This is a genomic window from Massilia sp. GCM10023247, from assembly GCF_042653325.1.
Classification (GTDB): Bacteria; Pseudomonadota; Gammaproteobacteria; order Burkholderiales; family Burkholderiaceae_D; genus Telluria.
The window spans coordinates 89078-110063 of record NZ_JBHSIB010000011.1; the positions used below are offsets into that span (position 1 = coordinate 89078).

18 protein-coding genes are annotated in these 20986 nt (G+C 65.0%); 3 read left to right on the forward strand and 15 right to left on the reverse strand.

The genetic code is table 11. From position 1 onward, the window contains the following. Window positions 1-16: 16 nt before the first annotated feature. Both ACFPAH_RS10815 and ACFPAH_RS10820 read right to left on the reverse strand, forming a co-directional pair. Window positions 17-466: a hypothetical protein gene (locus ACFPAH_RS10815; RefSeq protein WP_379744570.1), complete on the reverse strand. Its 450-nt coding sequence runs from the start codon at window positions 464-466 to the stop codon at window positions 17-19. Between the two features lie 191 nt (window positions 467-657). Beyond that, the gene (locus tag ACFPAH_RS10820; RefSeq protein WP_379744572.1) at window positions 658-1764 is read right to left on the reverse strand and encodes a M28 family peptidase; all 1107 of its coding nucleotides are present in this window, start codon (window positions 1762-1764) and stop codon (window positions 658-660) included. Between the two features lie 233 nt (window positions 1765-1997). On the opposite strand from ACFPAH_RS10820, the gene ACFPAH_RS10825 reads away from it, so the two are divergent. Further along, window positions 1998-2954 carry an MBL fold metallo-hydrolase gene (locus tag ACFPAH_RS10825; RefSeq protein WP_379744574.1) on the forward strand — a complete coding sequence of 319 codons (957 nt, stop codon included), beginning with the start codon at window positions 1998-2000 and terminating at the stop codon, window positions 2952-2954. 5 nt (window positions 2955-2959) lie between these two features. On the opposite strand, the gene ACFPAH_RS10830 is transcribed toward ACFPAH_RS10825, so the two are convergent. Continuing rightward, entirely contained in the window at window positions 2960-4240 is a 1281-nt protein-coding gene (locus ACFPAH_RS10830; protein ID WP_379744576.1) for a family 1 glycosylhydrolase, read from the reverse strand. Between the two features lie 514 nt (window positions 4241-4754). Between ACFPAH_RS10830 and ACFPAH_RS10835 the strand changes: the two genes are divergently transcribed. Next, window positions 4755-5747, forward strand: coding sequence for a polysaccharide biosynthesis/export family protein (locus ACFPAH_RS10835; RefSeq protein ID WP_379744578.1), 993 nt, complete (start codon window positions 4755-4757; stop codon window positions 5745-5747). Window positions 5748-5772: 25 nt separating this feature from the next. Beyond that, window positions 5773-8055, forward strand: coding sequence for a polysaccharide biosynthesis tyrosine autokinase (locus tag ACFPAH_RS10840; protein ID WP_379744580.1), 2283 nt, complete (start codon window positions 5773-5775; stop codon window positions 8053-8055). Window positions 8056-9112: 1057 nt separating this feature from the next. Here ACFPAH_RS10840 and ACFPAH_RS10845 read toward each other — a convergent pair. The 12 genes from ACFPAH_RS10845 to ACFPAH_RS10900 form a co-directional block, all read right to left on the reverse strand. Next, window positions 9113-10315, reverse strand: a complete 1203-nt coding sequence (locus ACFPAH_RS10845; RefSeq protein ID WP_379744582.1) for an acyltransferase family protein — start codon at window positions 10313-10315, stop codon at window positions 9113-9115. Window positions 10316-10354: 39 nt separating this feature from the next. Then, window positions 10355-10954, reverse strand: a complete 600-nt coding sequence (locus ACFPAH_RS10850; protein WP_379744584.1) for a phosphatase PAP2 family protein — start codon at window positions 10952-10954, stop codon at window positions 10355-10357. 11 nt (window positions 10955-10965) lie between these two features. Continuing rightward, a complete protein-coding gene (locus ACFPAH_RS10855) occupies window positions 10966-11556 on the reverse strand; it encodes a sugar transferase (RefSeq protein WP_379744586.1) in 591 nt (196 codons plus the stop codon). After that, entirely contained in the window at window positions 11553-12734 is a 1182-nt protein-coding gene (locus ACFPAH_RS10860; protein ID WP_379744588.1) for a DegT/DnrJ/EryC1/StrS family aminotransferase, read from the reverse strand. Before ACFPAH_RS10860 ends, ACFPAH_RS10855 begins: the two co-directional genes overlap by 4 nt. A gap of 3 nt (window positions 12735-12737) precedes the next feature. Beyond that, complete coding sequence (locus ACFPAH_RS10865) at window positions 12738-13982, reverse strand: glycosyltransferase family 4 protein (protein WP_379744590.1); 1245 nt, start codon at window positions 13980-13982, stop codon at window positions 12738-12740. Beyond that, complete coding sequence (locus tag ACFPAH_RS10870; RefSeq protein WP_379744592.1) at window positions 13970-14752, reverse strand: hypothetical protein; 783 nt, start codon at window positions 14750-14752, stop codon at window positions 13970-13972. The genes ACFPAH_RS10865 and ACFPAH_RS10870 overlap by 13 nt, the downstream gene beginning before the upstream one ends. Beyond that, complete coding sequence (locus ACFPAH_RS10875) at window positions 14749-15444, reverse strand: hypothetical protein (protein ID WP_379744594.1); 696 nt, start codon at window positions 15442-15444, stop codon at window positions 14749-14751. Before ACFPAH_RS10875 ends, ACFPAH_RS10870 begins: the two co-directional genes overlap by 4 nt. 274 nt (window positions 15445-15718) lie before the next feature. Then, window positions 15719-16819 carry a glycosyltransferase family 4 protein gene (locus ACFPAH_RS10880; protein ID WP_379744596.1) on the reverse strand — a complete coding sequence of 367 codons (1101 nt, stop codon included), beginning with the start codon at window positions 16817-16819 and terminating at the stop codon, window positions 15719-15721. Next, window positions 16725-17996, reverse strand: a complete 1272-nt coding sequence (locus ACFPAH_RS10885) for a hypothetical protein (protein ID WP_379744598.1) — start codon at window positions 17994-17996, stop codon at window positions 16725-16727. Before ACFPAH_RS10885 ends, ACFPAH_RS10880 begins: the two co-directional genes overlap by 95 nt. Next, window positions 17993-19243 (reverse strand): lipopolysaccharide biosynthesis protein, encoded by a 1251-nt coding sequence (locus ACFPAH_RS10890; protein WP_379744600.1) that lies wholly within the window; start codon window positions 19241-19243, stop codon window positions 17993-17995. Before ACFPAH_RS10890 ends, ACFPAH_RS10885 begins: the two co-directional genes overlap by 4 nt. After that, the gene (locus tag ACFPAH_RS10895; protein ID WP_379744602.1) at window positions 19240-20367 is read right to left on the reverse strand and encodes a DegT/DnrJ/EryC1/StrS family aminotransferase; all 1128 of its coding nucleotides are present in this window, start codon (window positions 20365-20367) and stop codon (window positions 19240-19242) included. The genes ACFPAH_RS10890 and ACFPAH_RS10895 overlap by 4 nt, the downstream gene beginning before the upstream one ends. An 11-nt stretch (window positions 20368-20378) precedes the next feature. Next, entirely contained in the window at window positions 20379-20984 is a 606-nt protein-coding gene (locus ACFPAH_RS10900) for an acyltransferase (protein WP_379744604.1), read from the reverse strand. Window positions 20985-20986: the final 2 nt, after the last annotated feature.

Consider the following 20986-nt stretch of genomic DNA (forward strand, 5'->3'; position numbering starts at 1 on the left):
GCCTCCGGCGCCGGGCCTAGCGAAACGAGCGCGCCAGCACCTCATGCCGGTGCTCGAAGAACTTCTTCACGAAAAATCGCACCATCGGTGCCCCGAAGCGGGGCGAGAACTCCAGGTTGTCGGTGACGAGCGTCCCGGCCGTGCCGTCGGTGCTGGGCGTGACGACGCGCTCGTGGCGCCAGGAGCGCATCGACAGCAGCGGAGACTGCTCGACGAAGCGGCGGCCGGGTTCGAATTCGACGAAGGTCAGCTTCGACATGTCGATCGGGACCAAACCCAGCAGCAGGAACTGGCAGCGGCACAAGGGCTTTTGCAGGGTCGTATCCTTGTCGATGCCGGTCATTCCCTTTGGAAAAGTGATTTTCAGGATAGGCCACATCTCGGATTTGATGCCGCGGATGGAAGTCGACCATGCCCACACGTCGGCCGCCGGTGCGGGTACTTCGGTCTTGAATGTCAGTCTCACGGTCGTCATCCTGCGCCTCGCCTTGGTTCGTTTCTCCTATTTTCGATGGCTTCCAAGGTTTGTTCCGTTCGCCAGACCGCAGTTCGTGAAGATTATGCGGCCTGCATGGGCGGTGCGGCAGCGGGGGCGGGCGTGCCGCAGGGTACGGAGCCCGGCGCCGGGAGCCGCCGCCGGGACGCCTTCGATTCACTCTATTTCACGCTGCGTTGCTGCCAGATGCCGAGGTATTTGGCCGCCTTCGGATTCTGCACGTTCCACTTCGGCGTGTCCGCGCCGTTGGCGATTTTCCAGATCGCCAGGGCGACTGTGCGGTCGACCAGCGCCATGTTTTCGTAGTCGATCTTGTCCCAGTGGTCGCCGGCGCCGTGGTAGTCCGGGAACGCGTAGGCCACGCTCACGGTATGCGAGGGAATGCCGCGGTCGGCCAGGGCCTGGTTGTCGCTGTGCGCGAAATACTTGTCGCTGTTGACCGGGTGCTTCCAGACCCGGATGCCGGTGTCGTCGCCCGCCGCCTTCAGGATCGCGCCCACGTCCGAGAAATCGAAGCCGGTGACGCCGAAAGCGCGTACCTGCGCGCCTTCGTTGTCGTCGGTGCGGCCGACCTGCTCGAGGTTGATGCCGGCAATCGTCTTCTCGATCGGCACCAGCGGATTGGCGCCGTAATAGCGCGAGCCGACCAGGCCATGCTCCTCGCCGAAGACGGTCATGAACACGATGCTGCGCTTGGGCCGCACCGGGTTCGCGGCAAACGCCTTCGCCAGCTCGATGACCGACACCGTGCCGCTGCCGTCGTCGTTGGCGCCGTTGAAGATGCCGTCGCCCTGGCCCGGTTTCAGGCCCACGTGGTCGTAGTGCGCGGTGACCAGGATATAGGTGTCCTTGAGCACCGGGTCGGAGCCGCGCAGGATGCCGACCACGTTGCGCACTTTGATGGGTGCCTGAGCAGGCGCCTGCGCGGTCGCCTGGGCCGTAGCGGCCGTCTTGTTGCGCTTCGGATCGATCAGGTTCCAGTCGGCGGTCTGGAAATAACCGTCGTCGCCGAGCGGCTCGAGCCCCGCGCCGCGGAACTGCGATGCGATGAACTCGGCGGCAATGTCGAGGCCACGCGAAGGCGTGCCGCGGCCCTCCAGCGCATCCGAGGCCAGGAAGGACAAGTTGCCGCGCATCGAAGCGGCCGAGATGCGGTCGAGCACCGGGGCCGCTTCGGGCGGGACGGCAGCGGCGCTGCAGGCGAGGGGCAGGGCCAGGGACAGGCCGAGCAGGATGGTGCGGGGCAGGGAAGGTCGGGTGAGGGGCATGGGCATTCGCTTACGCGTTGGAATAGTTAATCGAGTGACAAAGCGTGCCAAGTATATCGCCAGCCGCGGCAGTTGACGTGGTGCATGTCGCCGACCCGACGGCGGCGAAACGCCCGGGCCAGGCCAGCTCGGGATTGTCTCTTTGCAAATGAACGCCGCCCGTCCGGCGTGCATGATAATGTTCTGATATCAAAGAAGTCCCGCCAGGCGGGCTCGACCATAACGGAGTAAGTATGCGTGTTCATCGTTGGCTGGGAGGCGCGGCGCTGCTTGCCGCGCTCGGTATGTCGTCCATGGGGCATGCCCTGGCCCAGGCGGCCCCGCCGGGAGATACCTATACGCTCAAGCTGGCAGGGGGCGAGACGGCGACTGCGGCCGAGTCCGGCACAGTGCAGTTCATCGGCACTGCCACGGTGTTGATCCGCTACGCCGGCCTGACCATCCTCACCGACCCCAACTTCCTGCACAAGGGCGACCACGTCCACCTCGGCTACGGCCTGACCTCGCAGCGCCAGACCAATCCCGCCATCGAATTCGACAAGCTGCCGCCGATCGATCTCGTCATCCTCTCGCACATGCACGAGGACCACTTCGACAAGCTGGTCCAGGAACGCCTGAACCGCAACACGCCGATCGTCACAACGGTCGAGGCGGGCGAAAAGCTCAAGCGCCTCGGATTCAGGCAGCGTTTCGCCCTGAGCGAATGGGACCGCCTGGAAGTGACGAAGGGCAGTACCCGCCTGCGCGTGACCTCCGTGCCGGGACGCCACGGTGCGGCCGGCGTGTCGATCCTGTTGCCGAAAGTGATGGGCAGCGTGCTCGATTTCGGCAGCAACGCCGATGCGCCGGACTACCGCATGTATATCAGCGGCGACACCCTGGTCTACGACGACATCCGCAGCATCCCGCAGCGTTTCCCGGGCATCGACCTGGCCTTGCTGCACCTGGGCGGCACCCGCATCCTGGGCGTGTTCAAGGTCACCATGGACGGCAAGGATGGGGTGCAGATGATGCAGATCGTCAAGCCCAAGAAGACAATCCCGATCCATTACAACGATTACGACGTGTTCAAGTCGCCGCTTGCCGATTTCGCGCGCGAGGTCAAGGCGGCCGGGCTCGACGACAGCGTCGTGTACCTGACGCACGGCGACACCTATACGTTCACGCCGCGCAAGAGCGCAAACGAGTAATCCGCTCAAGCCTGGATTGCGCCGCCCACGGGGGACTCGGGGTCGACGGAGGTGATCTCGCCGCCGAATTCGTGCGGCATCACTACCGGCACCTGCAGGCAGATGCTCCTGGTCGGCAGTACGGTTTCCCAGGCCTTGACGAGTTCCCGGTAGGCGGTGCCGACCGGGCGGATATGGCGGTCGAGATCGAACAAGCCGAGGCAGTTGACGTTGCCGTTGTCGGCGCGCAGTGCGCTGTCCCAGTCCACCTGGTCGATCAGCGAATACCAGGTAAAGCCAATCAGGGGAACGCCATTGTTGCGGACCCGTAGCACGTTCGCCCATTCTTTCTTCAGCCAGTGCACGGCCTCGTCGCCACGCGGTCCCTGGCACAGGTTGGTCTCGGTGTGCATGACCGGCAAACGGTAGCGGTTGTAGTACTGGTGGGTAATGACCGCGTAACCAAAAATTTCGCCGGCGGAACGCGTCATCCCGTCGGCCGACACGTAGTGCTCGTTGGTCTGGTAATAATCGTTGCCCATGATGCAACGGTGCTTCAGGTTATGGCTCAGGAAAAAATGGTATTCGTCGCGCGTCATGCCGTTGTCGAGCAAGTATTCGTACATGTCCGAATCGACACGGCGTCCGTAGTTCAGGTCGAGCGCGAGGAAGCGGCGCGCGTTGTGGATCTCGGCGGGGCCGATCGCGTCGGGCGACTCTGCGTGGAAGTATTCGGTCGACTCGCTCTGGATGAAGAGGGCGTCCGGGCGCACCTGCAGGATCGCGTGCATTGCCAGCACATTGGCCTTGACCAGGTGCTTGATGGCGGTCACGAAAGCGGCATCGGTGCGCAGCTGTTCGTTCCACCAGCCGTAGAGCGTGGAAAACACGGCGCAGATCCACATTTCGTTGATCGGCGTGTACATCTGCACCCACGGATAGCGGTGGGCGAAAGCGGCGGCGTAATCGGCGAAGAGCTGGGGAAAGTCCGGGTTCTGGAAATTGCCGATCCAGTCGGGCACGCCGAAGTGGCACAGGTCGACGATGGGCGCAATATTGCGGCGGTGCAGGTCCCGAAATGCCAGGTCGGTAAACTCCCAGTCGTGGCGGCCCGGCCCGAGCAGGGTCCGGTGCAGCGGCGGGCCATAGCGCAGTACGCGCAGGCCAAGCTCCTGTACCAGGGCAAAGTCGAGCTGCCAATGGCGGTAGTGGCCGCATTTCTCCAGCTCATCCATGCGGATGCGGCCGCCTTCGATCGTCGGGTTGCTGTTCTCGATCCCGGTCGCGAAAATGAAGCCTGGATGCATGTCGATACCTCCGAAGACGCCAACGGCTTTATTAGTATTGTCCACGCGCGCCCGGATTACCAGCGGGCGCGCGCTTCTCCGGCAAGCCAGAGCTGCGAACGCATCCATACCGGCCCAGCCCGCATGGCGACCGGTCCCGTCCGACCGCACGCGCCCTGACTTTGCCGGTGGCCGCATGGCGCCTTGACGCTGCCGGGCGAGTAAATCGGACGGTTTTTTTACGTTGGGAAATGAATAACAAAGGCGCTCGCCGCCCCTGGGTGCGCGCGCAATCAGCCTGAGCTTGCCATTTGATTTACGCCAAAGCCGCACCCGGCGGACGCCGTACGCTGGCTTGGTCAGCCGTAAAACGGCAGCCCTTTTCACAGGCAAGCTCATGAATTTTCCAACAGAAATTTTGCGTCGTGGCTTGATCGCCGCGGCATGTTCACTGGCGCTGGCCGGGTGCGCCACCGGTCTGCAGTTCCGCTCCCAAGGCAGCGATGCGGCGGAGCCGCCACCGCCGCCGACCGAAATGATCACTGAGCGCCTGATCGCGGCCGAGAAGCAGGCGATGGCGCAGCAGGGCGAGCAGGATTTATCGAAGCTGTTCGTCTCGAATCCGCCGCCCTATGCCATCGGGCGCGGCGACGTCCTCTCGATCGTCGTCTGGGACCACCCCGAGCTCGCCGGCGGCGGGATGACGGCCGCCACCGCCGCGGCCGACGCCGCCGGGACGAACGCGGCGGTCGCTGCGAATGCGCCGCAGCCCGGCTTCGTCGTCGACCACCAGGGCCGCATCCAGTTCCCCTTCGCCGGCCTGCTGCCGGTCGAGGGACTGACCGAGGAGGGTGCGCGCGCGCTGCTGGCGCAAAAGCTGGCGCGTTACATCCAGAACCCGAACATCACCCTGCGCGTACAGGCCTACCGCAGCAAGCGGGTCTACATCGACGGCGAGGTGAAACAGCCCGGCCTGCAGGCGATCAACGACATCCCGATGACGCTGGTCGAAGCACTGAACCGGGCCGGCGGGCTGCTGCCGACGGCCGACCAGAGCCGCATCGCGCTCGAACGGGGCGAAGCGCGCTACCGCATCAACCTGCGCGACCTCGTCCAGAAAGGCATCAATCCCGGCAATATCATGCTCGCGCCCGGCGACGTCGTACGCGTGCATTCGCGCGACGAAAGCAAGGTCTTCGTCTCCGGCGAAGTCGTGACCCCGCGCGCACTCACCATGCACAACGGCCGCCTCACGCTCAACGAGGCACTCGGTGAAACGGGCGGCATCAGCCCGCTGAGCGGCGACGCGCGCCAGATCTACGTCGTGCGCAAGACGCCCGAGGGCACCCGCGTGTTCCAGCTCGACGCGCGCCTGACCGGCTCGCTGGCGATGGCCGAGTCCTTCGAGCTGCGCCCGAAGGACGTCGTCTACGTTGCCGCCTCGCCGCTGGCGAACTGGAACAGGAACTTGAGCCTGCTGTTCCCGGGGGCGCTCACCTCCGCCGTCGGTGTCACGAATCGTCCCTAAGCGTCCCTGAGCGACCGGAGCCACCATGACCAAACCTGCCGACCACCATCAGTTGACCCATGTGGTGCACAGCCCGCCGGTGCTCAGTGTTCCGTTCGACCCGCGCCCGCCGCTCTCCGCCGCCGACGAGCCGACGGTCGACCTCAAAGGGCATTTCAATACCCTCTACGACAGCCGCTGGCTGATCGGCGGCATCACCGCCCTGATCACCCTCATCGCGGTGCTGTACGCGCTCGTCGCCAAGCCCGTGTACGAAGCAAACCTGATGATCCACGTCGAGGAAGAGAGCCCGAATGCCTCGAAAAACATCCTGAGCGAAGCATCGTCGCTGTTCGAAACCAAGAAGGCGGCCATCGCCGAGATGGAGCTGCTGCGTTCGCGCATGGTGGTGTCGCAGGCGGTCGACAACCTGCAGCTCTACATAGAAGTGCAGCCCAAGTATTTCCCGGTGGTCGGGTTCTGGTTCGCCAACCAGAATGGCGGGACGCTGTCGAACCCCGGTCTGTTCGGCTACGGCGGCTATGTCTGGGGCGGCGAAAAAGCCGAGGTCACGGTGTTCGACGTGCCCGAGGGCTGGCTCAACCGCGACTTCACCCTGACTGCGCGCGGCGTGAACCGCTACCATTTCTCCGGCGGGGGCCAGCGGCTCGCCTTTGACGGCACCGTGGGCCAGCGCTATCGCGTGCCTACTCCGGAAGGGATGATGGAGATCAAGGTCGACCGGATGTACGCGAATCCCGGTGCGCGCTTTCGCCTGAAGCGCAAGTCGCGCCTCGGCACGATCCAGGCGATCCAGACCGCCATGGTCATTACCGAGCAGGGCAAGCAGTCCGGCGTGATCGAAGTGAAGCTGCAAGGCGAAAACGCGAAGCGCATCAACGCCTTGCTCAGCGAGATCGGCCGCGAATACATGCGCCAGAACCTGGCCCGCAAGACAGAGGAAGCGGAAAAGTCCCTGGCCTTCCTGAACAAGCAGTTGCCGATCCTGAAGCGCCAGCTGGAACAGTCCGAAGACCGCTACAACCAGTTCCGTAATTCGCACGGCACGGTCGACCTGCGCGAGGAAGCGCGCGTGAGCCTGGCCCAGGCGACGGCGGCGCGCGCGCGCCGGATCGACCTGATGCAGAAGAAAACCGAGCTGCTGGCGCGCTTCACCGAAGACCACCCGGTCGTGGCCGCCATCAATCGCCAGCGCAAGGAGGTCGAGGCCGAGATCGAGGACATCGCGGCGCGCATCAAGACCTTGCCCGTGCTCGAGCAGGACGAGGCGCGTCTGACGCGCGACATCAAGGTCAACACCGACCTGTACACGGCGCTGTCGAACACGGCACAGCAACTGCGGCTCATTTCCGTCGGACGGGTCAGCAACGTACGCCTCGTCGACGCCCCGATCGCGCCGGAAAAGCCGCTCAAGCCGAACCGCCCGCTGATCGTCGCGCTTGCGGTGATTACCGGGCTGTTCCTCGGAACGCTGCTGGCGTTCGCGCGCAAGGCACTGCAGGGCGGCATCGACGACCCGCAGAAGATCGAACGCCTGCTCAATGCCCGGGTCGTCTACGCTTCCATCCCGCACAGCAGCAACCAGGACAAGCTGCTGCGCAAGTCGCGCGGCGAGACCTCGACCTTGCCGCTACTTGCCCAGATCATGCCGGAAGATCCGGCGATCGAAAGCCTGCGCAGCTTCCGCGCGGCCTTGCAATTTGCCATGCCCCACTTCAAGAACAACATCGTGATGTTCGCCGGCCCGACCCGCTCCCTGGGCAAGTCCTTCATTGCTGCCAACTTCGCGGCAGTCATGGCCTCGAGCGGCAAGCGCGTGCTGCTGATCGATGCCGACCTGCGCAACGGTCACCTGCACCGCTATTTCGGCGTCGGGCGCGAACGTGGCCTGTCGCGCTCCATCATCGGGTCGATGCCGGTAGAGGACATCATCCATCATGATGTGATGGAAAACCTCGACTTCATCCCGACTGGCGAGCTGCCTCCCAACCGGTCCGAGTTCCTGCTGCACCTCAACTTCGGAGCGTTGCTCGAGTCCGTCAGCAGCCAGTACGACCTGGTCTTGCTCGATCCGCCGCCGATCCTTGCCGTCGCCGACGCCCTCATCATCGGCGCCCACGTCGGTGCCGTGTTCATCGTCGCGCGCTCGGGCATGACCACCGAAGGACAGATCAACGAGTCGGTCAAGCGCCTCAACCACGCGGGGATCTCGCCGCAGGGAGTACTGTTCAACGACATGGCCTTGCGGCTCGGGTCCTCGGCCGCCCAGTACGGTTCCACTGCGGCGCAGATCGGCTATGTCGCTTGAGCTGGGCTGACCCTGGTTCGAGGTCCGTCAGGAGCGTTCGACAGGCGCGTTCGACAGGCGCGGGGCGAGGGCAAGGCGTCGACGGACCAGGGTGCTGGCGCTGCGGGACCGGGGCAGCGCCACCATCGGTGATCAAGGACGGGCCGCCCGTACGCCGGAAGTCGGCCCCTCGGCTACGGTGCCAGGAAATCTCGGGCTGCCTCATCCATGTCCGGGCGCCAGGCCGCCTCATCCATATGCGGGCGCCAGGCCGCCTCATCCATATCCATGCGCTGGTATCCGCTGGTATCCGCTGGCAGCGTTTTCGCGACCATCGGATAACTGTAATCAGCGGGCATCGTGCACGGTGCTGAACCCGTTCCTAAACCGCCGCCATATCGATTTCCGCTGGCCCATCGCCATCCAGTCATAACGGCCTAGCCGAGGGCCGCCAGCCGCCGCTGCGGCATCCGCGCCGGGCAAGGAGCGCGCTGCGCCGGCACAGGCAATTACGTCCTTGCCATCGGTCTCGAGCGCCAGGAGTCAGGGCGAATCCCCGAACCCATCGGACGGTGCTGCCCGAGAGCATGTGCTCGCCGCAGGCCGATTCGCGAGGGTAGTCACCCGTGCAAGGATTCAGTGAGTGCGCGAGCTCCGGTAGTAACCGGGCAAGGATTCGGTGAAAGTCCGAACTTCGGCATTAGCCGTGAAAGGATTCGGTGAAAGTGCGAACTTCGACATTAGCGGGCACGCATTTCGATGAGACTGACAACTCACGCAGTAATCAGGTATCGATTCGGTGCGGAGTGCGCACCCCGGAAGTGGCGGGGGCATGCTGGGAGATTGGGAAGCGCCCGAGCAGCGGGCGCCGGCGGCTGCTCGAGCTTGCATCGTCTCGGCGCGCGGGCGGGACCGCCTGCGCCGCCAGCCCGGCATATTGACCGAAGCGCGCCCCTGACCGGTCGGCGGATTGCCGGTACCGTATCGGACAATCGGGCGCAAGGCCTGATGGCGCTGATGCAAAGCCACTTGCCGAGCCAGGCAGCTCGGCTGGGCGGAGGCACCAGAACGCGTGGCGTCAGGACTCCACCCTGCTCGACAAGACGGCGGCCGCCGGGGTCTTGACCTCGTTGGTCATCAAGACTTTCTTGGCAAAACGGCGCACGCGGTAGGTATTGCGCTCGAAGACGAGATACGACAGGTAGGCAGTGATCATCAGGATCGCGAGCATGCCGAAATAGAGGGCGAAATCCGTAGCGCTGGCCGGGTCGAGCTTGTCGCGGCCAAACTGCGTCCGCCCGATATGCTGCATCAGGTAGATGACGGGCACGTGCAAGACGTACAGGGTGAAGGAGAATTCAGACAGCCATTTGCCGAACGTTCCGAGCCGGCGCAGGAAGGCCGACTTGCGATCGGTCGGTGCATGCATGGAAGCGAGCAGGATGATGACCGGCAGGCTACAGGCGAGGTCCTGGCCAAACGATTCCACCAGGATGTCGTCATTGTTGCCGTTGACCCGGTAATAGACCGACACCGCCACCGCTAGGGCGAGCAGCACCATGCGGCTGGCGAAGGTGGTCTCGACCCGGATACGCGAAAAGACCGCGCCCAGCAGCCAAATTGCGAAATACAAGGTCATGACATAAGGCAGGAACGCAACGGTGAGTCCCAGCAGGATGGCGCAGGCGCCTTGCTGGAGGATGCCGCGCCCGGTGAAGATCAAGACCAGTAGCGGGAACTGGATGTAGTACCAGGTTTCGTTGGCCAGGCTCCACAGCGGATAATTGCCGCCGAACTTGTCGACCAGGATTGTCTGCAGACCCAGTACATTGCCGACGAAGGTCCCGGCCGAGAACTCGCCGGCGCCGGCGCCGAAACCGGCGGGCTCCGCCACGACGGCCCCGGTCACCAGTCCGATGCCGAGCATCATGAGCAGGGTCGGCACCAGCACCGTCCACAGGCGCGTGGCGCGATCGATTGCGTAGGAGCGCAGGGCTCGGGGCTGGCCGAGCTTGTTGAGCAGGCTGCCGCCGACGAGCCAGCCGCTAATGAGGAAGAACACCATCACGGCCTGGTGCGCGAAACCCGTGAAAAACGCGAGCGCCATATACGCGATCCCGGGCTCCTCGAGGCCGCGCAGGCCCGGATAGACTTCGGCGCGCAGGTGGGCGGCGGCAACCTGCAGCGATGCGATACCCCGGAGCAGGTTCATCAGCAACGATTGCATCGAGTCCTCGCTGAGCTGGCTCTGTCGCTGCACATGGAATGAAAGGGCACGCATGTTTGTTCTCCTGATCAATAAGAAATGACAAAACCGTTCTCAGCCACATCGGTCCCACTCGAATGGATGTGTATTTCCCGACAAGGCCAGGGCGAGCTTGATCATCCAGTAGCCGACATGTGCCTGTTGCATGGCCCACGTGGTCGCCGCAAACGCCAGCAGGCCGCCCGCCAGGCCAGTCAGTGGCGCCGGCGCCAGCGCGTTCCTGGCGATCCGGATCGTGCCGGCCGCGGCAGCCGCGCCGACCATCCAGCCGGAGCAGGCTTCGGCGACGGTATGCTCGCCGGCTGCGACGAGCGCGCAGGCGAGGCAGGCGCCCAGCAGCAAACCGGCAGCGGCGGCAGCCATCGCCTGCCTTGGCCGGCGCTGCAGGGGCATGTAGAACAGCACCGGGAACACTGCCGTGACACCCGCCGCATGGCCGCTCAGGGCTTGGTAGCCGAGTGCGGGGATGGCGGTGCCCCAGCCGAGGTAGGCCACCTTGGTCATCCCGACCACGGCCAGCGCGCTTGCGAAGAACAGCAGCCAGTAGCCGGCGGCGCGCCAGTTGCGTGCGGCAAGCAGCCAGGCGGTGATGGCACTGGCCAGCGGCAAGGTGAGCGTCAGGTCGCCGAGTTCGAGGAAGGTGCCCCAGGACATGGGATTTCCCGTCAGGGCGCGATGGCGCGCAGCGTGCCAACGATGATGCGCAGGTCCACCCACAGGCTGCGTTCGCGCACATACCGCAGGTAATACTCGAGCTTGGTCGGCAGGATGGTCTCGATATAGGCCTGCTCCGGGTCGAGCGCCTGGCCGAGGATGGCGTTTTCGTCCTTGTACAGGATCGACGCCCAGTCGGTCACACCGGGCTTCACCGACAGCACCAGCTCGCGCGCCCGCGCCGGGTAACAGGCCACGTAGCGCGGCACCTCCGGACGCGGGCCGACCAGGCTCATCGTTCCATGCAGGACATTGAACAGTTGCGGCAATTCGTCCAGCTTGTATTTGCGCAGGAAATGGCCGGCACGGGTAATGCGAGGGTCCCGGCCCACCGTCAGCAAGCGTTGCGGGTCGGCCTGCGCTGCCATCGTACGGAATTTGAGGATCTCGAACGGCACCCCGTAGCGGCCTACCCGGACCTGGCGAAACAGCACCGGTCCCTTCGAGTCGAGCCGAATCCAGAGCGCGATCGCCGCCAGCAGCGGCGACAGCAGCAGGACGCCGAGGGCCGCGGCGCACAGGTCGAAGGCACGCTTTGTCATGACAGCAGTGTCCGCAAGCCCTGGATGACGCGCTCCTGGTCGGCATCGCGCATGCGCGTGTAGAGCGGCAGGGTCAGCATGGCGTCGAAGGCCCCTTCGGCCACCGGGAAATTGTCCGGGCTCGACGCGCAGTTGTCGCGCCAGTACGGCTGCCGGTGCAGCGGAATGAAGTGCACGCTGGTGCCGATCCCCAGCTGGGACAGGCGCACGATCAGCTCGTCGCGGCGCAGCGGCGCCGCTGCCGTCAAGCGCACCACATACAGGTGCCAGGCGTGGGTGCTGTCGCCCTCGGGGCGCGGTGGCAGCACCAGCGGCAGGCCCGCCAGCGCCGCGTCGTAGCGCGCGGCGAGCGTGGCGCGGCGTTCCAGGAAGCGGTCGATCTTGCGCAACTGCTCGATGCCGATCGCCGCTGCGATGTCGGTCAGGTTGTACTTGAAGCCTGCCGCCACGACTTCGTAGAACCAGGCCGGGGTCTTGGAAACATAGCGGTCGAAGGCGTCCTGGCTGATCCCGTGCAGCCGCATCAGCCGGATGCGCCTGGCCAGCTCCGGGTCGCGCACCACGACCATGCCGCCTTCGCCGGTGGTCATGGTCTTGTTCGCATAAAAGCTGAAGACGGTGATGTCGCTGTCGAGCGTGCCCACCAGGCGCCCGCGGTAGCGCGTAGGGAAGGCGTGCGCGGCATCTTCGACCACACGCAGCGCGTGCCGGCGCGCGATGGCAAGGATGGCGTCCATGTCGCAGGCCATGCCCGCGTAGTGGACCGGCACGATGGCGCGGGTGCGCGGCGTAATGGCTGCCTCGACCGCGGCAGGGGACATGTTCAGCGTTCCCGCATCGACGTCGACCAGCACCGGCTGGGCGCCGAGGTAGCGTACGACTTCGGCGGTGGCGGTGAAGGTCAGGGTCGGGACGATGACTTCGTCGCCGGGGCCGATGCCCAGGCTCTCGAGCGCCAGGTGCAGCCCGGCCGTTGCCGAGTTGACCGAAATGGCCTGCACGTCTGCGCCGAGGTAATCGCGGAAGGCCGATTCGAAACGGCGCGTCGCCGGCCCGGTGGTCACCCAGCCCGAGCGCAGGCATTCGACGACGGCGCCGATTTCTTCCTCGCCGATGTCGGGCAGGGCGAACGGCAGAAAAGGTGGAGCGGCTGTTTCGGCAAGCTGGTGGTCATCCATGTGTCAATCTCCCGCGCATGCAGTCAAGAATCGTTGCCCGAGTACCGGGTAGGTCAGGTTGTCGAGGGCGTAGCGCTGGCCGCGCAAGCCCATGGCCTCGCGTTCGGCCGCGCTCTTGCCGGCCATGCGCAGGACGGCGTCCGCCAGCGCATGCGGATCTTCCGGCGCCAGCGTCAGCCCGCAGCCCGCTTCGGCGACAGGATCGTTGCCGGCCTCGACCGCGTGGAGCACAGGCCGTCCGGCCATCATGTAATCGATCAGCTTGTTCGGAGCGATGCCGAAGCGGTACAGGGGCTGGCGCTGCCAGCCGATATAGGCCAGGTCGAAGCGGCGCAGCAGGGCCGGGACCTGGTGCTTGGGCACCGGGTCGAGGAAGTGCACGTTGGACAGGGCCATCGCCTGGGCGCGCGCCTGCAGCCTGCGCTTCTCCGGTCCGCCGCCGGCCAGCACGAAAGCGATGCGCTTGCCGCGCAGCTGCGAGGCAGCGTCGAGCAGGGTGTCGAGCGCGTTGGCGACGCCGTGCGTGCCGGCATAGCCGACGATGCAGTCGGCCTGCGCGCGGGCCGCGGCCAGCACGCTTTCCACCTGTGGCCCAAGGCCCGGACCGTCGAGCTGCCACTCGGCCGGGTCGGCGCCGTTCGGAACGATGTGCAGCTTGTGCGGCGCCATGCCGTGCGCCTCGAGATGTTCGCGCACCTTCGGCAGGATCGAGACAATGGCGTCGGCGTGCCGGCAGGCGTGGTTTTCGGCCGCCTGCAGCAGCACGATGAAGGGGTGCCAGCGCGAATAGCCGCCGAGTTCCATCGGCGACAGCGGCCACAGGTCGTGCAGCTCGAACAGCAGGCGCGCACCGGCCAGGCGCGCGATCCGGTGCGCCGGCCAGATGTCGAGCGGGTAGGTGCTCGAGGCGATGACGACGTCGGGCTGGACGGACCGCACAAGGGCGCGGCCTTCGCGGTACAGGCGCAGGACGAAGCTGAGCATGTTTGCGATACGGCCGACGCCGTTGCCGCGGTAGGGAGGGGTGGCGAACCAGGTGTAGTCGATGCCGTCGATGTTCTGCTCAAGCCGCGCGCGGCCGCCCATGTCCGGTGCCTGGGCGCGGATATGCGAGTGCGAGGAGGCGACGATATGCACCCGGTGCCCCAGCCGGACCCATTCGCGCGCCAGGTAATACGGGCGGAACTCCATCCCGTGCCGCACCGAGCCGGCATAATGGTTAATCAGGAGGATGTTCAGGCGCGCCATGCGATCTCCTCGGCCACCCGGCGCACGTTGCAGCGGGTGGTCTCGATCCAGTTGGTTTCCCATTGAATCGGATGGGTCAGGAAGCAGATGCGCTCGAAGCGGCCAAGGGCCTCGAAGGGCGACATCGGGTGGTAGTAATGCGGATATTCGCGGTCAGAGATGTAGGCGTCGAAATGGCGCAGCAGTTCGGCGTCGTAGGACTCGCACTCGATGCCGCAACGACGGCGCAGTTCCTGGTCGAGCAGCAGTTCGTGATTGATGACCTGCAGGCGGCGATTGGCGAAATCTCCATGGCTGGCGACCGTCACCATGTTCAGGCCGAGACGCTCGGTAATGCTGTTGAAATTGCGGAGGAATTGCTCGCGGATTTCCGGAAAACGGCGCCGGATCTCCTGGGCGCAGCGGATGCGGTGCCGCTTCGCGTAATCGGCCACCTCCTCGTAGTGGTAACTCGCCTCGCTGCCGGCCGCTTCGATGTCGCGCATGAAGCCGAAATCGAGCGTGCTCAGCCGGAAGTAATAACTGGACGTGACGCCGTGCTTGCATTCCAGGGCGAACATCTTTTTCGCGGTGCGCACATCGCTGTCGATATCGTGCCGGTGCACCAGCACCTTGCGCAACGGGGTGGCGCCCGTGGCGATGTCGCGGTGGAAGCTGCGTACCGACACCTGCGCATAACCCATGTCGCGCGCCTGCCGCAACAGTCTCTCGTATTCGCCCAGCCGCGACGGCATCAGGTAATCGGCATACAGCCGACGGAGCAGGTTCATGATTGAAGCTTGTATTTTGCGCGGTAGGGACGAAAACCCAGGATTTTCTTGAACGTCTGCATTCCCGGATGGGCGCCAAAAAAGGTGTCGTACATCAGGTAACGCACCTGACGCTCGCCGATCAGTTCGGACGCAATATCGACCACCATCATGTGCATGATGCCGTCGTTATTGCGAATTCCGATCAGCTGGGAAAAGGCGGCGAAATTGCCGTAATGGCCCACGTTTGCATAGGCCACCAGCTTGTCTTCGGGATTGAATACGCCGTAATAACGAAAATGGCGCAACGCCTCGAAATGCGATTGTTTTTCCAGGTATTTGGCGTCCATCGGCCGGCCCTGGCGCTCCTCGAGCGAGGTGTTGATGGCGTAGATGGCGTCGACATGGGCATTGCGGTCGATCTGGCGCAAGCGGTAGCCCCGGTTCCTGGCGCGCTTCGCATGGTAGGCACCGGCGTTTTTTCCCTTGATAAGCTCGAGGTATTGGTCATGGCTGGTAAATCCGCCGAGGTCGAGCAGGGCTGCGCCGACGGTTTTGTGGCCGATGAGTTTATAGCGCGGGTGGGGCTTGGTGTAATAGCGGTAGGTAGCGCGGATATCGACCGGATCGATCGCTTCCAGAAAATGCAATTCCGCCACCGGCAGGCGCAGTATTTCGGACAGCAGCTGATAGTGGTGAGAAATGGAGTTCATTTTAATCTCGGCAAGTTTAAACATACGATAAGGCTGATCTCTGGGTCTGATCTTGAAGCGGATTAAATCCCTGCAGTAAATGAAGTGCTGCCTGTCACATTAATGTTTTACGCACGAATTAATGTCTGGGTGGAAATCCATCGCCGGCCATGTCGGGGTTGTTTTATTTGTCCTGAGAAATTGATTTGTGTATTAAGTGCAACGGGTCCAGTGCCAGCACGCCGGCGAAGGCGCCTGGGGCGTGGACCGCCGGTGCAGGGCATACGCGATGCGCTTACAAGCTGTCATAGAAAGCGAGGAGTTTTGCGGACTCCCGCGCCCAGTTGTATTGCTGTTCGACGGCGCGTCGACCGTTGTCGCCCATGCGTGCGGCGAGGGCGGGGTGCAGGACCAGGTGATCGATCGCGGCGGCAATCGCGGCTGGGTCGCCCGGATCGACGCACACGCCGCAGCCGTGACGCTCGACGATGTTGCGCCACAGCGGGAAGCGCGAGGCGATCACGGGAATGCCGGCGGCCATGTACTCGAACATCTTGACTGGCAGCGCGTCCAGGTAATTGGCGACCGGATGCAGCGTGACCAGTCCGGCGACGGCGCGCCGCATGACGCCGCTCACGCCGTTGCGGTCGAGGTAGCCGTGGCGCAGGACGCGGTCCCAGCCGGGATAGGCGCGCACTTCGGCTTCCAGGGCCGGTTCCGCGAACTGGCCGGCCAGCGCGAGCCTGGCATCGGACCGTAACAGCGCGCAGGCGTGGACCAGTTCGCGAATCCCGCGGATGGCGGAAATGCTGCCGACATAGCAGACTTCACCGCCCTTGTCGCGCCAGTTGGCCCCTCCATCGAACTCGCTCACCACGGGGTAGTTGTTGATGTCGATCGAACGGGCATTGATGTGCGCAAACTTGTTCCTGATGGTGGGCGTGGCTGCGATGACGCCGTCGAAACGGCGGCAGGCATAGCGCTCGTAGGCACCGAACGAACTCGACAGTAGACGCGCCGAGGTCCGGCCCAGGTAAGGCTTGGCCAGCAGCTGCGTAGGCACGTCTTCGTGCGAATCGAAGAGCACCTTGCGGCCCATGCGCTTGAGGCTGAGGCCGACCGGAATCAGTTCCGGGTCGTGGAACTGGTAAATCTCGGCATCGAGCGCAAGCGCGGCGTCGAATACGCGGCGGGTTGTACGCAGCATGCGGTTGGCGCGGCCGGACAGGTGGCCGACGTCGACGATGCTGACGCCATCCTGCCGGGCGTTGCCGGCGCCGTCGGCCACCACCAGCGTGACCTCATACCCGTGGGCCGCCAGGCTGCGGCACTGCTTGACGAAAATTCGGGTGTCGTGACGCGGATGGGCCGAGGTCAGGTGTGCGATTTTTCGCATATTTCCTCTCATAAAAATATCGGGAGCAGGCCCCAAGGGTGGCGCCGATCAGCATGTCGGTGAAGTAGTGCGACGTGAGCAGCAGGAGCACGGTGACGCAGGCCATGGCAAAGCCGAGCAGGAAGATCCCGCAGTGGCGCGGCGCGAAGTACTCGCGCACGAACATGGGGATGACGGGCACGACGGTGACCAGCGACAGGTAGACGATCCCGAACGCCCCGAGGTCGACCCAGGCGGACAGGACGTTGTGCGAGTAGTAGCCCGGCTTGTAGCTTGCGTAGTCGCCCAGCAGCGGATGCGCCAGGATGGTCTGCATCGCGTGCACGGTCAGGTGGTGACGCATGTTGGCCGAGGTCGAATGCGACAGGTCGAGCAGCTCGAGGATGCGGTTTGCCGGCAGGGCCGCCAGGATCTGGTCGAAGTACAGGTGGATGACGAAAAACAGGATCAGCCCGCACAGCAGGAAGTGCAGCTTGTGCCGCGAGTAATAGAACTCGATGATGGGGATCGCGAACATCAGGGCGGCGAATTCGCTGCGCGCGGTGTTCAGGAACAAGGTGGTGGCGCCCAGTGCGTGCAGCATCAGGCGCAGCGGCAGCAGGCGCGTGAACGCAATCACGGGCATGAAGGTGATCAGGTAGGAGCGGGCAAAGCCCTGGTAGGTGGCGAGGGCGTCGGCGTCCTTGGCGATGCCCATCGAACCGAGATAGAACACCCCGTCGACCGAGTACGACACGGCGATCGCCGACATCGCGCCAAGGCTGAGCAGGCCCACGATGCGGAAGGGCCGGCCGTCGAAGTCGAGGAAACTGGCCATCACGAACATGTTGAAGATGAACAGGATGCCGAGGATGTGGTTGCCGACGATCGTCCGGTTGGCGCCGGCGACGGCATTGACCGCGATCACCGCGACGAAGTAGAGCAGGAACAAGCCCAGGTGGAGGTCGACCACGTGGAAGCGGCGCGGGTCGCGCCGCATCCGGTTGACGTAGATGGACAGCAGCGGCAGCGCGAACAGCAGCGACACCGGTGCGAAGTAGCCGCCCAGGAAGGCCCCCGTGGTCCCGGTGCCCAGCAGCGTGTGATAGAAGAAGAATCCGGGGAACAGCATGAAGAAGGCGGCGAGCAGGATGGCCTGCTCGCGCCGGAAGGCTGCCCTGGAACGTGCGGTATTCATGCGGTCGCCATCCGGTTTTGCGAACACTGCCAGGACATGTGCAGGTACACGAGGTAGAGCGTCGAGTAGCCGATCGCATACCAGAGCACGTTATCGTGCAGCGAACCCGGCATCAGGAACACGGCGACCGTCATGGCGAACAGGGTGACCTGCCACCACATGTCGACGTTCTGCTTGCCGGTGACGAAGAAGACGTAGCTGAGCGGGCTGGCGATGAAGTTCAGGAAGTACAGCGGCGCCAGGATCTGCGCCAGTTCGCCGGCTTCGCGCCAGGCTGGGCCGAACACCCAGGCAAACAGTTGCGGCGAGAACAGCAGCAGGCTCAGCGATGGCAGCAGGCCGAGCAGCAGCAGCACCTTGAAGGTGTAGCGGTAGGCCTGCTTGCAATTGCCGACCGACTGGAATTCGTGCACGGACTGGCGCTTGAATACTTCCAGCACGGAGGCGGCGAGCAGCGAGATCGGCGCGGCCAGCACGCGCTGGGTGAGCGCGAACAGCCCGGCCGCGAGCGCGCCGTGGCGCATGCCGATCAGGATCAGCGGCAATTGGCCGACCAGGCTGTTGAGCAGGTTCGAGGGCAGCGTGAACTGCCAGAACTTGCGGTGGCGCAGCAGGTAGCTACGCCCTTCCGGTCCGAGGGTGAAGCTCAGCCGCACCGAGGGCGGATCGAGCAGGCGGCGTGCGACCAGTAAGCCGGTCGCCAGCCCGATCAGCTGGCCCGCCAGCAGGCCCAGGGCGTCGGCGCCGCATGCGAGCAACAGCAACTGCGTGGCGGCGATGGTTCCGGCGCCCCAGATCTTCGCGCGCGCGGCCTTGCCGAACGCGTTGTGGGAGGTGGCATAGGCCAGCGTCGTCTGCATGTTGGCGGTCAGCCAGGTGCCGACGCCGAGGGTCAGCAGGGCCGGCCAGGACAGCTGGCGCACCGCGGGCAGGTCGATCAGGTGGGCCAGCACGGCCAGGCTTGTTACGAGCAGGGCCGTGACCGTGGCCGTATAGAACACGACGCCGAAGCAGGTGCGCTGCTGTTCGGCTTCGTGGTCGAGGATCATTGCCGTCTCCATGCGCAGCGTGGCGCCCACGGCCGCCACTGCGACCACGGCCAGCCACAGGCTGAACGCGCCCATCTCGGCGGGCGTGCACAGGCGCGTGATCAGCGGTGCGGCCAGCAGCGGCAGGGCCTGGGCCCCGAGCGCGCCGCCCAGCACCGTGATCACATGCTTCCAGAAGGTCGGCAAGCGCAGCTTCATACGGCTGCAGGAGCCAGGTCGGCGGCCGGGATCGGGATACGCAGGGCGCGCAGCAGGGCCTGCGCCACCTGGCGCGCCTCGCTGTCGGACAGGTACGGACCCATCGGCAAGCTGAGGACGCGCGCCGCCATGCTGCTGGCCACCGGGCAGGCATCGGCCGTGCTCAGGTGCGCGTAAGCCGGCTGCAGGTGCATCGGCACCGGATAGTGGACGGCGGTCGGGATGCCGGCCGCATGCAGCTCGGCCTGCACGCGTTCGCGCTCCTCGACGACGACCGTGTACTGAGCGAAGACATTGCTGCGGTCGCGCGCCTGGCCGACCAGCTGGACGCGCCCCGACAGCAAGGCTTCGTAGCTGTCGGCGGCGCGCTGGCGCTGGGCGATTTCCCAGTCGAAGCGCTCGAGCTTGGCGAGGACGATGGCGCACTGCAGCGTATCCATGCGCCCGCCGACACCGATGCGGGTGTGGACATAGCGGCGCGACTGGCCGTGCACGCGGATCTCGCGTGCCGCGCTTGCGATCGCATCGTCGCTGGTGAAGAGGGCGCCGCCGTCGCCATAGCAGCCCAGCGGCTTGCTGGGGAAGAAGCTGGTGCAGCCGACCGTCGACAGGTTGCAGCTCTTGCGCCCGTGGTAGGTGGCGCCGAAACTCTGGGCCGCGTCTTCGATCACCGCCAGGTTGTGGCGGCTGGCGATCGCATTGATTTCTTCCATGTCGGCCGGCTGGCCGTAGAGCGAGACCGGCATGATGGCGCGGGTCCGCGGGGTGATGCGCTCTTCGATCAGGCCGGGGGCGATGTTGCAGGTGGCCGGGTCGATGTCGACGAACACCGGTACCGCGCCCAGCAGCACGATGACCTCGGCCGTGGCGATGAAGGAGAAGGGCGTGGTGATGACTTCGTCGCCGGGGCGCAGGCCGAGCGCCATCAGCGCGATCAGGAGCGCCTCGGTGCCGGAGGCAACCGTGATGCAGTGGCGCGCGCCCGTATAGGCGGCGAGCCGGGCCTCGAGTTCGGCCACTTCGGGCCCGAGGATGTATTGGCCGTGCTCGAGCACCGCGTTGATGCGCTTGTTGATCAGCTCGCTCGAGGCGCGGTACTGCGCTTTCAGGTCGATGAATTCCATGATGGGGACTTTTAGGGTTGAGCTGCGGGAACGAGCATGCAGGCGCCGTCGTGCAGCAGGTAGAGGTCGCCGGTATGCGGGCACAGGGCTTCGCCGTTGCCGTCCAGGCCCAGGGGCAGGCGCTCGCCGAAGCGGCTCATCCAGCCGATCTGGCGCGCGGGCACGCCGGCCATCAGGGCAAAGGGCGCAACGTCGTGCGTGACGACCGCGCCGGCGCCGATGAAGGCGTATTCGCCGACCGTGACGCCGCAGACGATCGTGGCATTGGCGCCGATCGTCGCGCCGCGCCGTACCAGGGTGCGCCGGTATTCGTTCTTGCGTTCGACGGCAGCGCGCGGATTGTGGACGTTGGTGAACACCATGCTCGGCCCGCAGAACACGTCGTCCTCGAGCGTGACCGCGTCGTAGACCGAGACGTTGTTCTGGATCTTGACGTGGTTGCCGATGCGGACGTCGTTACCGACGAAAACGTTCTGGCCGAGTGAACAGGCGTCGCCGACCCGGGCGCCGGCGCAGACATGGGCGAAATGCCAGACCCGGGTGCCGGCGCCGAGGGTAGCGCCCTCGTCGACGATGGCGCTGGGGTGGACCGTTGCAGCGATGCCGTGGCGGTCCATGA

Coding starts and splice junctions, on each gene's coding strand:
- ACFPAH_RS10825 (WP_379744574.1), top strand. CDS start 1,998: ATGCGTGTTCATCGTTGGCTGGGAGGCGCGGCGCTGCTTGCCGCGCTC.
- ACFPAH_RS10845 (WP_379744582.1), bottom strand. CDS start 10,315: ATGCGTGCCCTTTCATTCCATGTGCAGCGACAGAGCCAGCTCAGCGAG.
- ACFPAH_RS10875 (WP_379744594.1), bottom strand. CDS start 15,444: ATGAACTCCATTTCTCACCACTATCAGCTGCTGTCCGAAATACTGCGC.
- ACFPAH_RS10890 (WP_379744600.1), bottom strand. CDS start 19,243: ATGAAGCTGCGCTTGCCGACCTTCTGGAAGCATGTGATCACGGTGCTG.
- ACFPAH_RS10870 (WP_379744592.1), bottom strand. CDS start 14,752: ATGAACCTGCTCCGTCGGCTGTATGCCGATTACCTGATGCCGTCGCGG.
- ACFPAH_RS10820 (WP_379744572.1), bottom strand. CDS start 1,764: ATGCCCCTCACCCGACCTTCCCTGCCCCGCACCATCCTGCTCGGCCTG.
- ACFPAH_RS10880 (WP_379744596.1), bottom strand. CDS start 16,819: ATGCGAAAAATCGCACACCTGACCTCGGCCCATCCGCGTCACGACACC.
- ACFPAH_RS10840 (WP_379744580.1), top strand. CDS start 5,773: ATGACCAAACCTGCCGACCACCATCAGTTGACCCATGTGGTGCACAGC.
- ACFPAH_RS10865 (WP_379744590.1), bottom strand. CDS start 13,982: ATGGCGCGCCTGAACATCCTCCTGATTAACCATTATGCCGGCTCGGTG.
- ACFPAH_RS10900 (WP_379744604.1), bottom strand. CDS start 20,984: ATGGACCGCCACGGCATCGCTGCAACGGTCCACCCCAGCGCCATCGTC.
- ACFPAH_RS10895 (WP_379744602.1), bottom strand. CDS start 20,367: ATGGAATTCATCGACCTGAAAGCGCAGTACCGCGCCTCGAGCGAGCTG.
- ACFPAH_RS10850 (WP_379744584.1), bottom strand. CDS start 10,954: ATGTCCTGGGGCACCTTCCTCGAACTCGGCGACCTGACGCTCACCTTG.
- ACFPAH_RS10855 (WP_379744586.1), bottom strand. CDS start 11,556: ATGACAAAGCGTGCCTTCGACCTGTGCGCCGCGGCCCTCGGCGTCCTG.
- ACFPAH_RS10860 (WP_379744588.1), bottom strand. CDS start 12,734: ATGGATGACCACCAGCTTGCCGAAACAGCCGCTCCACCTTTTCTGCCG.
- ACFPAH_RS10835 (WP_379744578.1), top strand. CDS start 4,755: ATGATCACTGAGCGCCTGATCGCGGCCGAGAAGCAGGCGATGGCGCAG.
- ACFPAH_RS10830 (WP_379744576.1), bottom strand. CDS start 4,240: ATGCATCCAGGCTTCATTTTCGCGACCGGGATCGAGAACAGCAACCCG.
- ACFPAH_RS10885 (WP_379744598.1), bottom strand. CDS start 17,996: ATGAATACCGCACGTTCCAGGGCAGCCTTCCGGCGCGAGCAGGCCATC.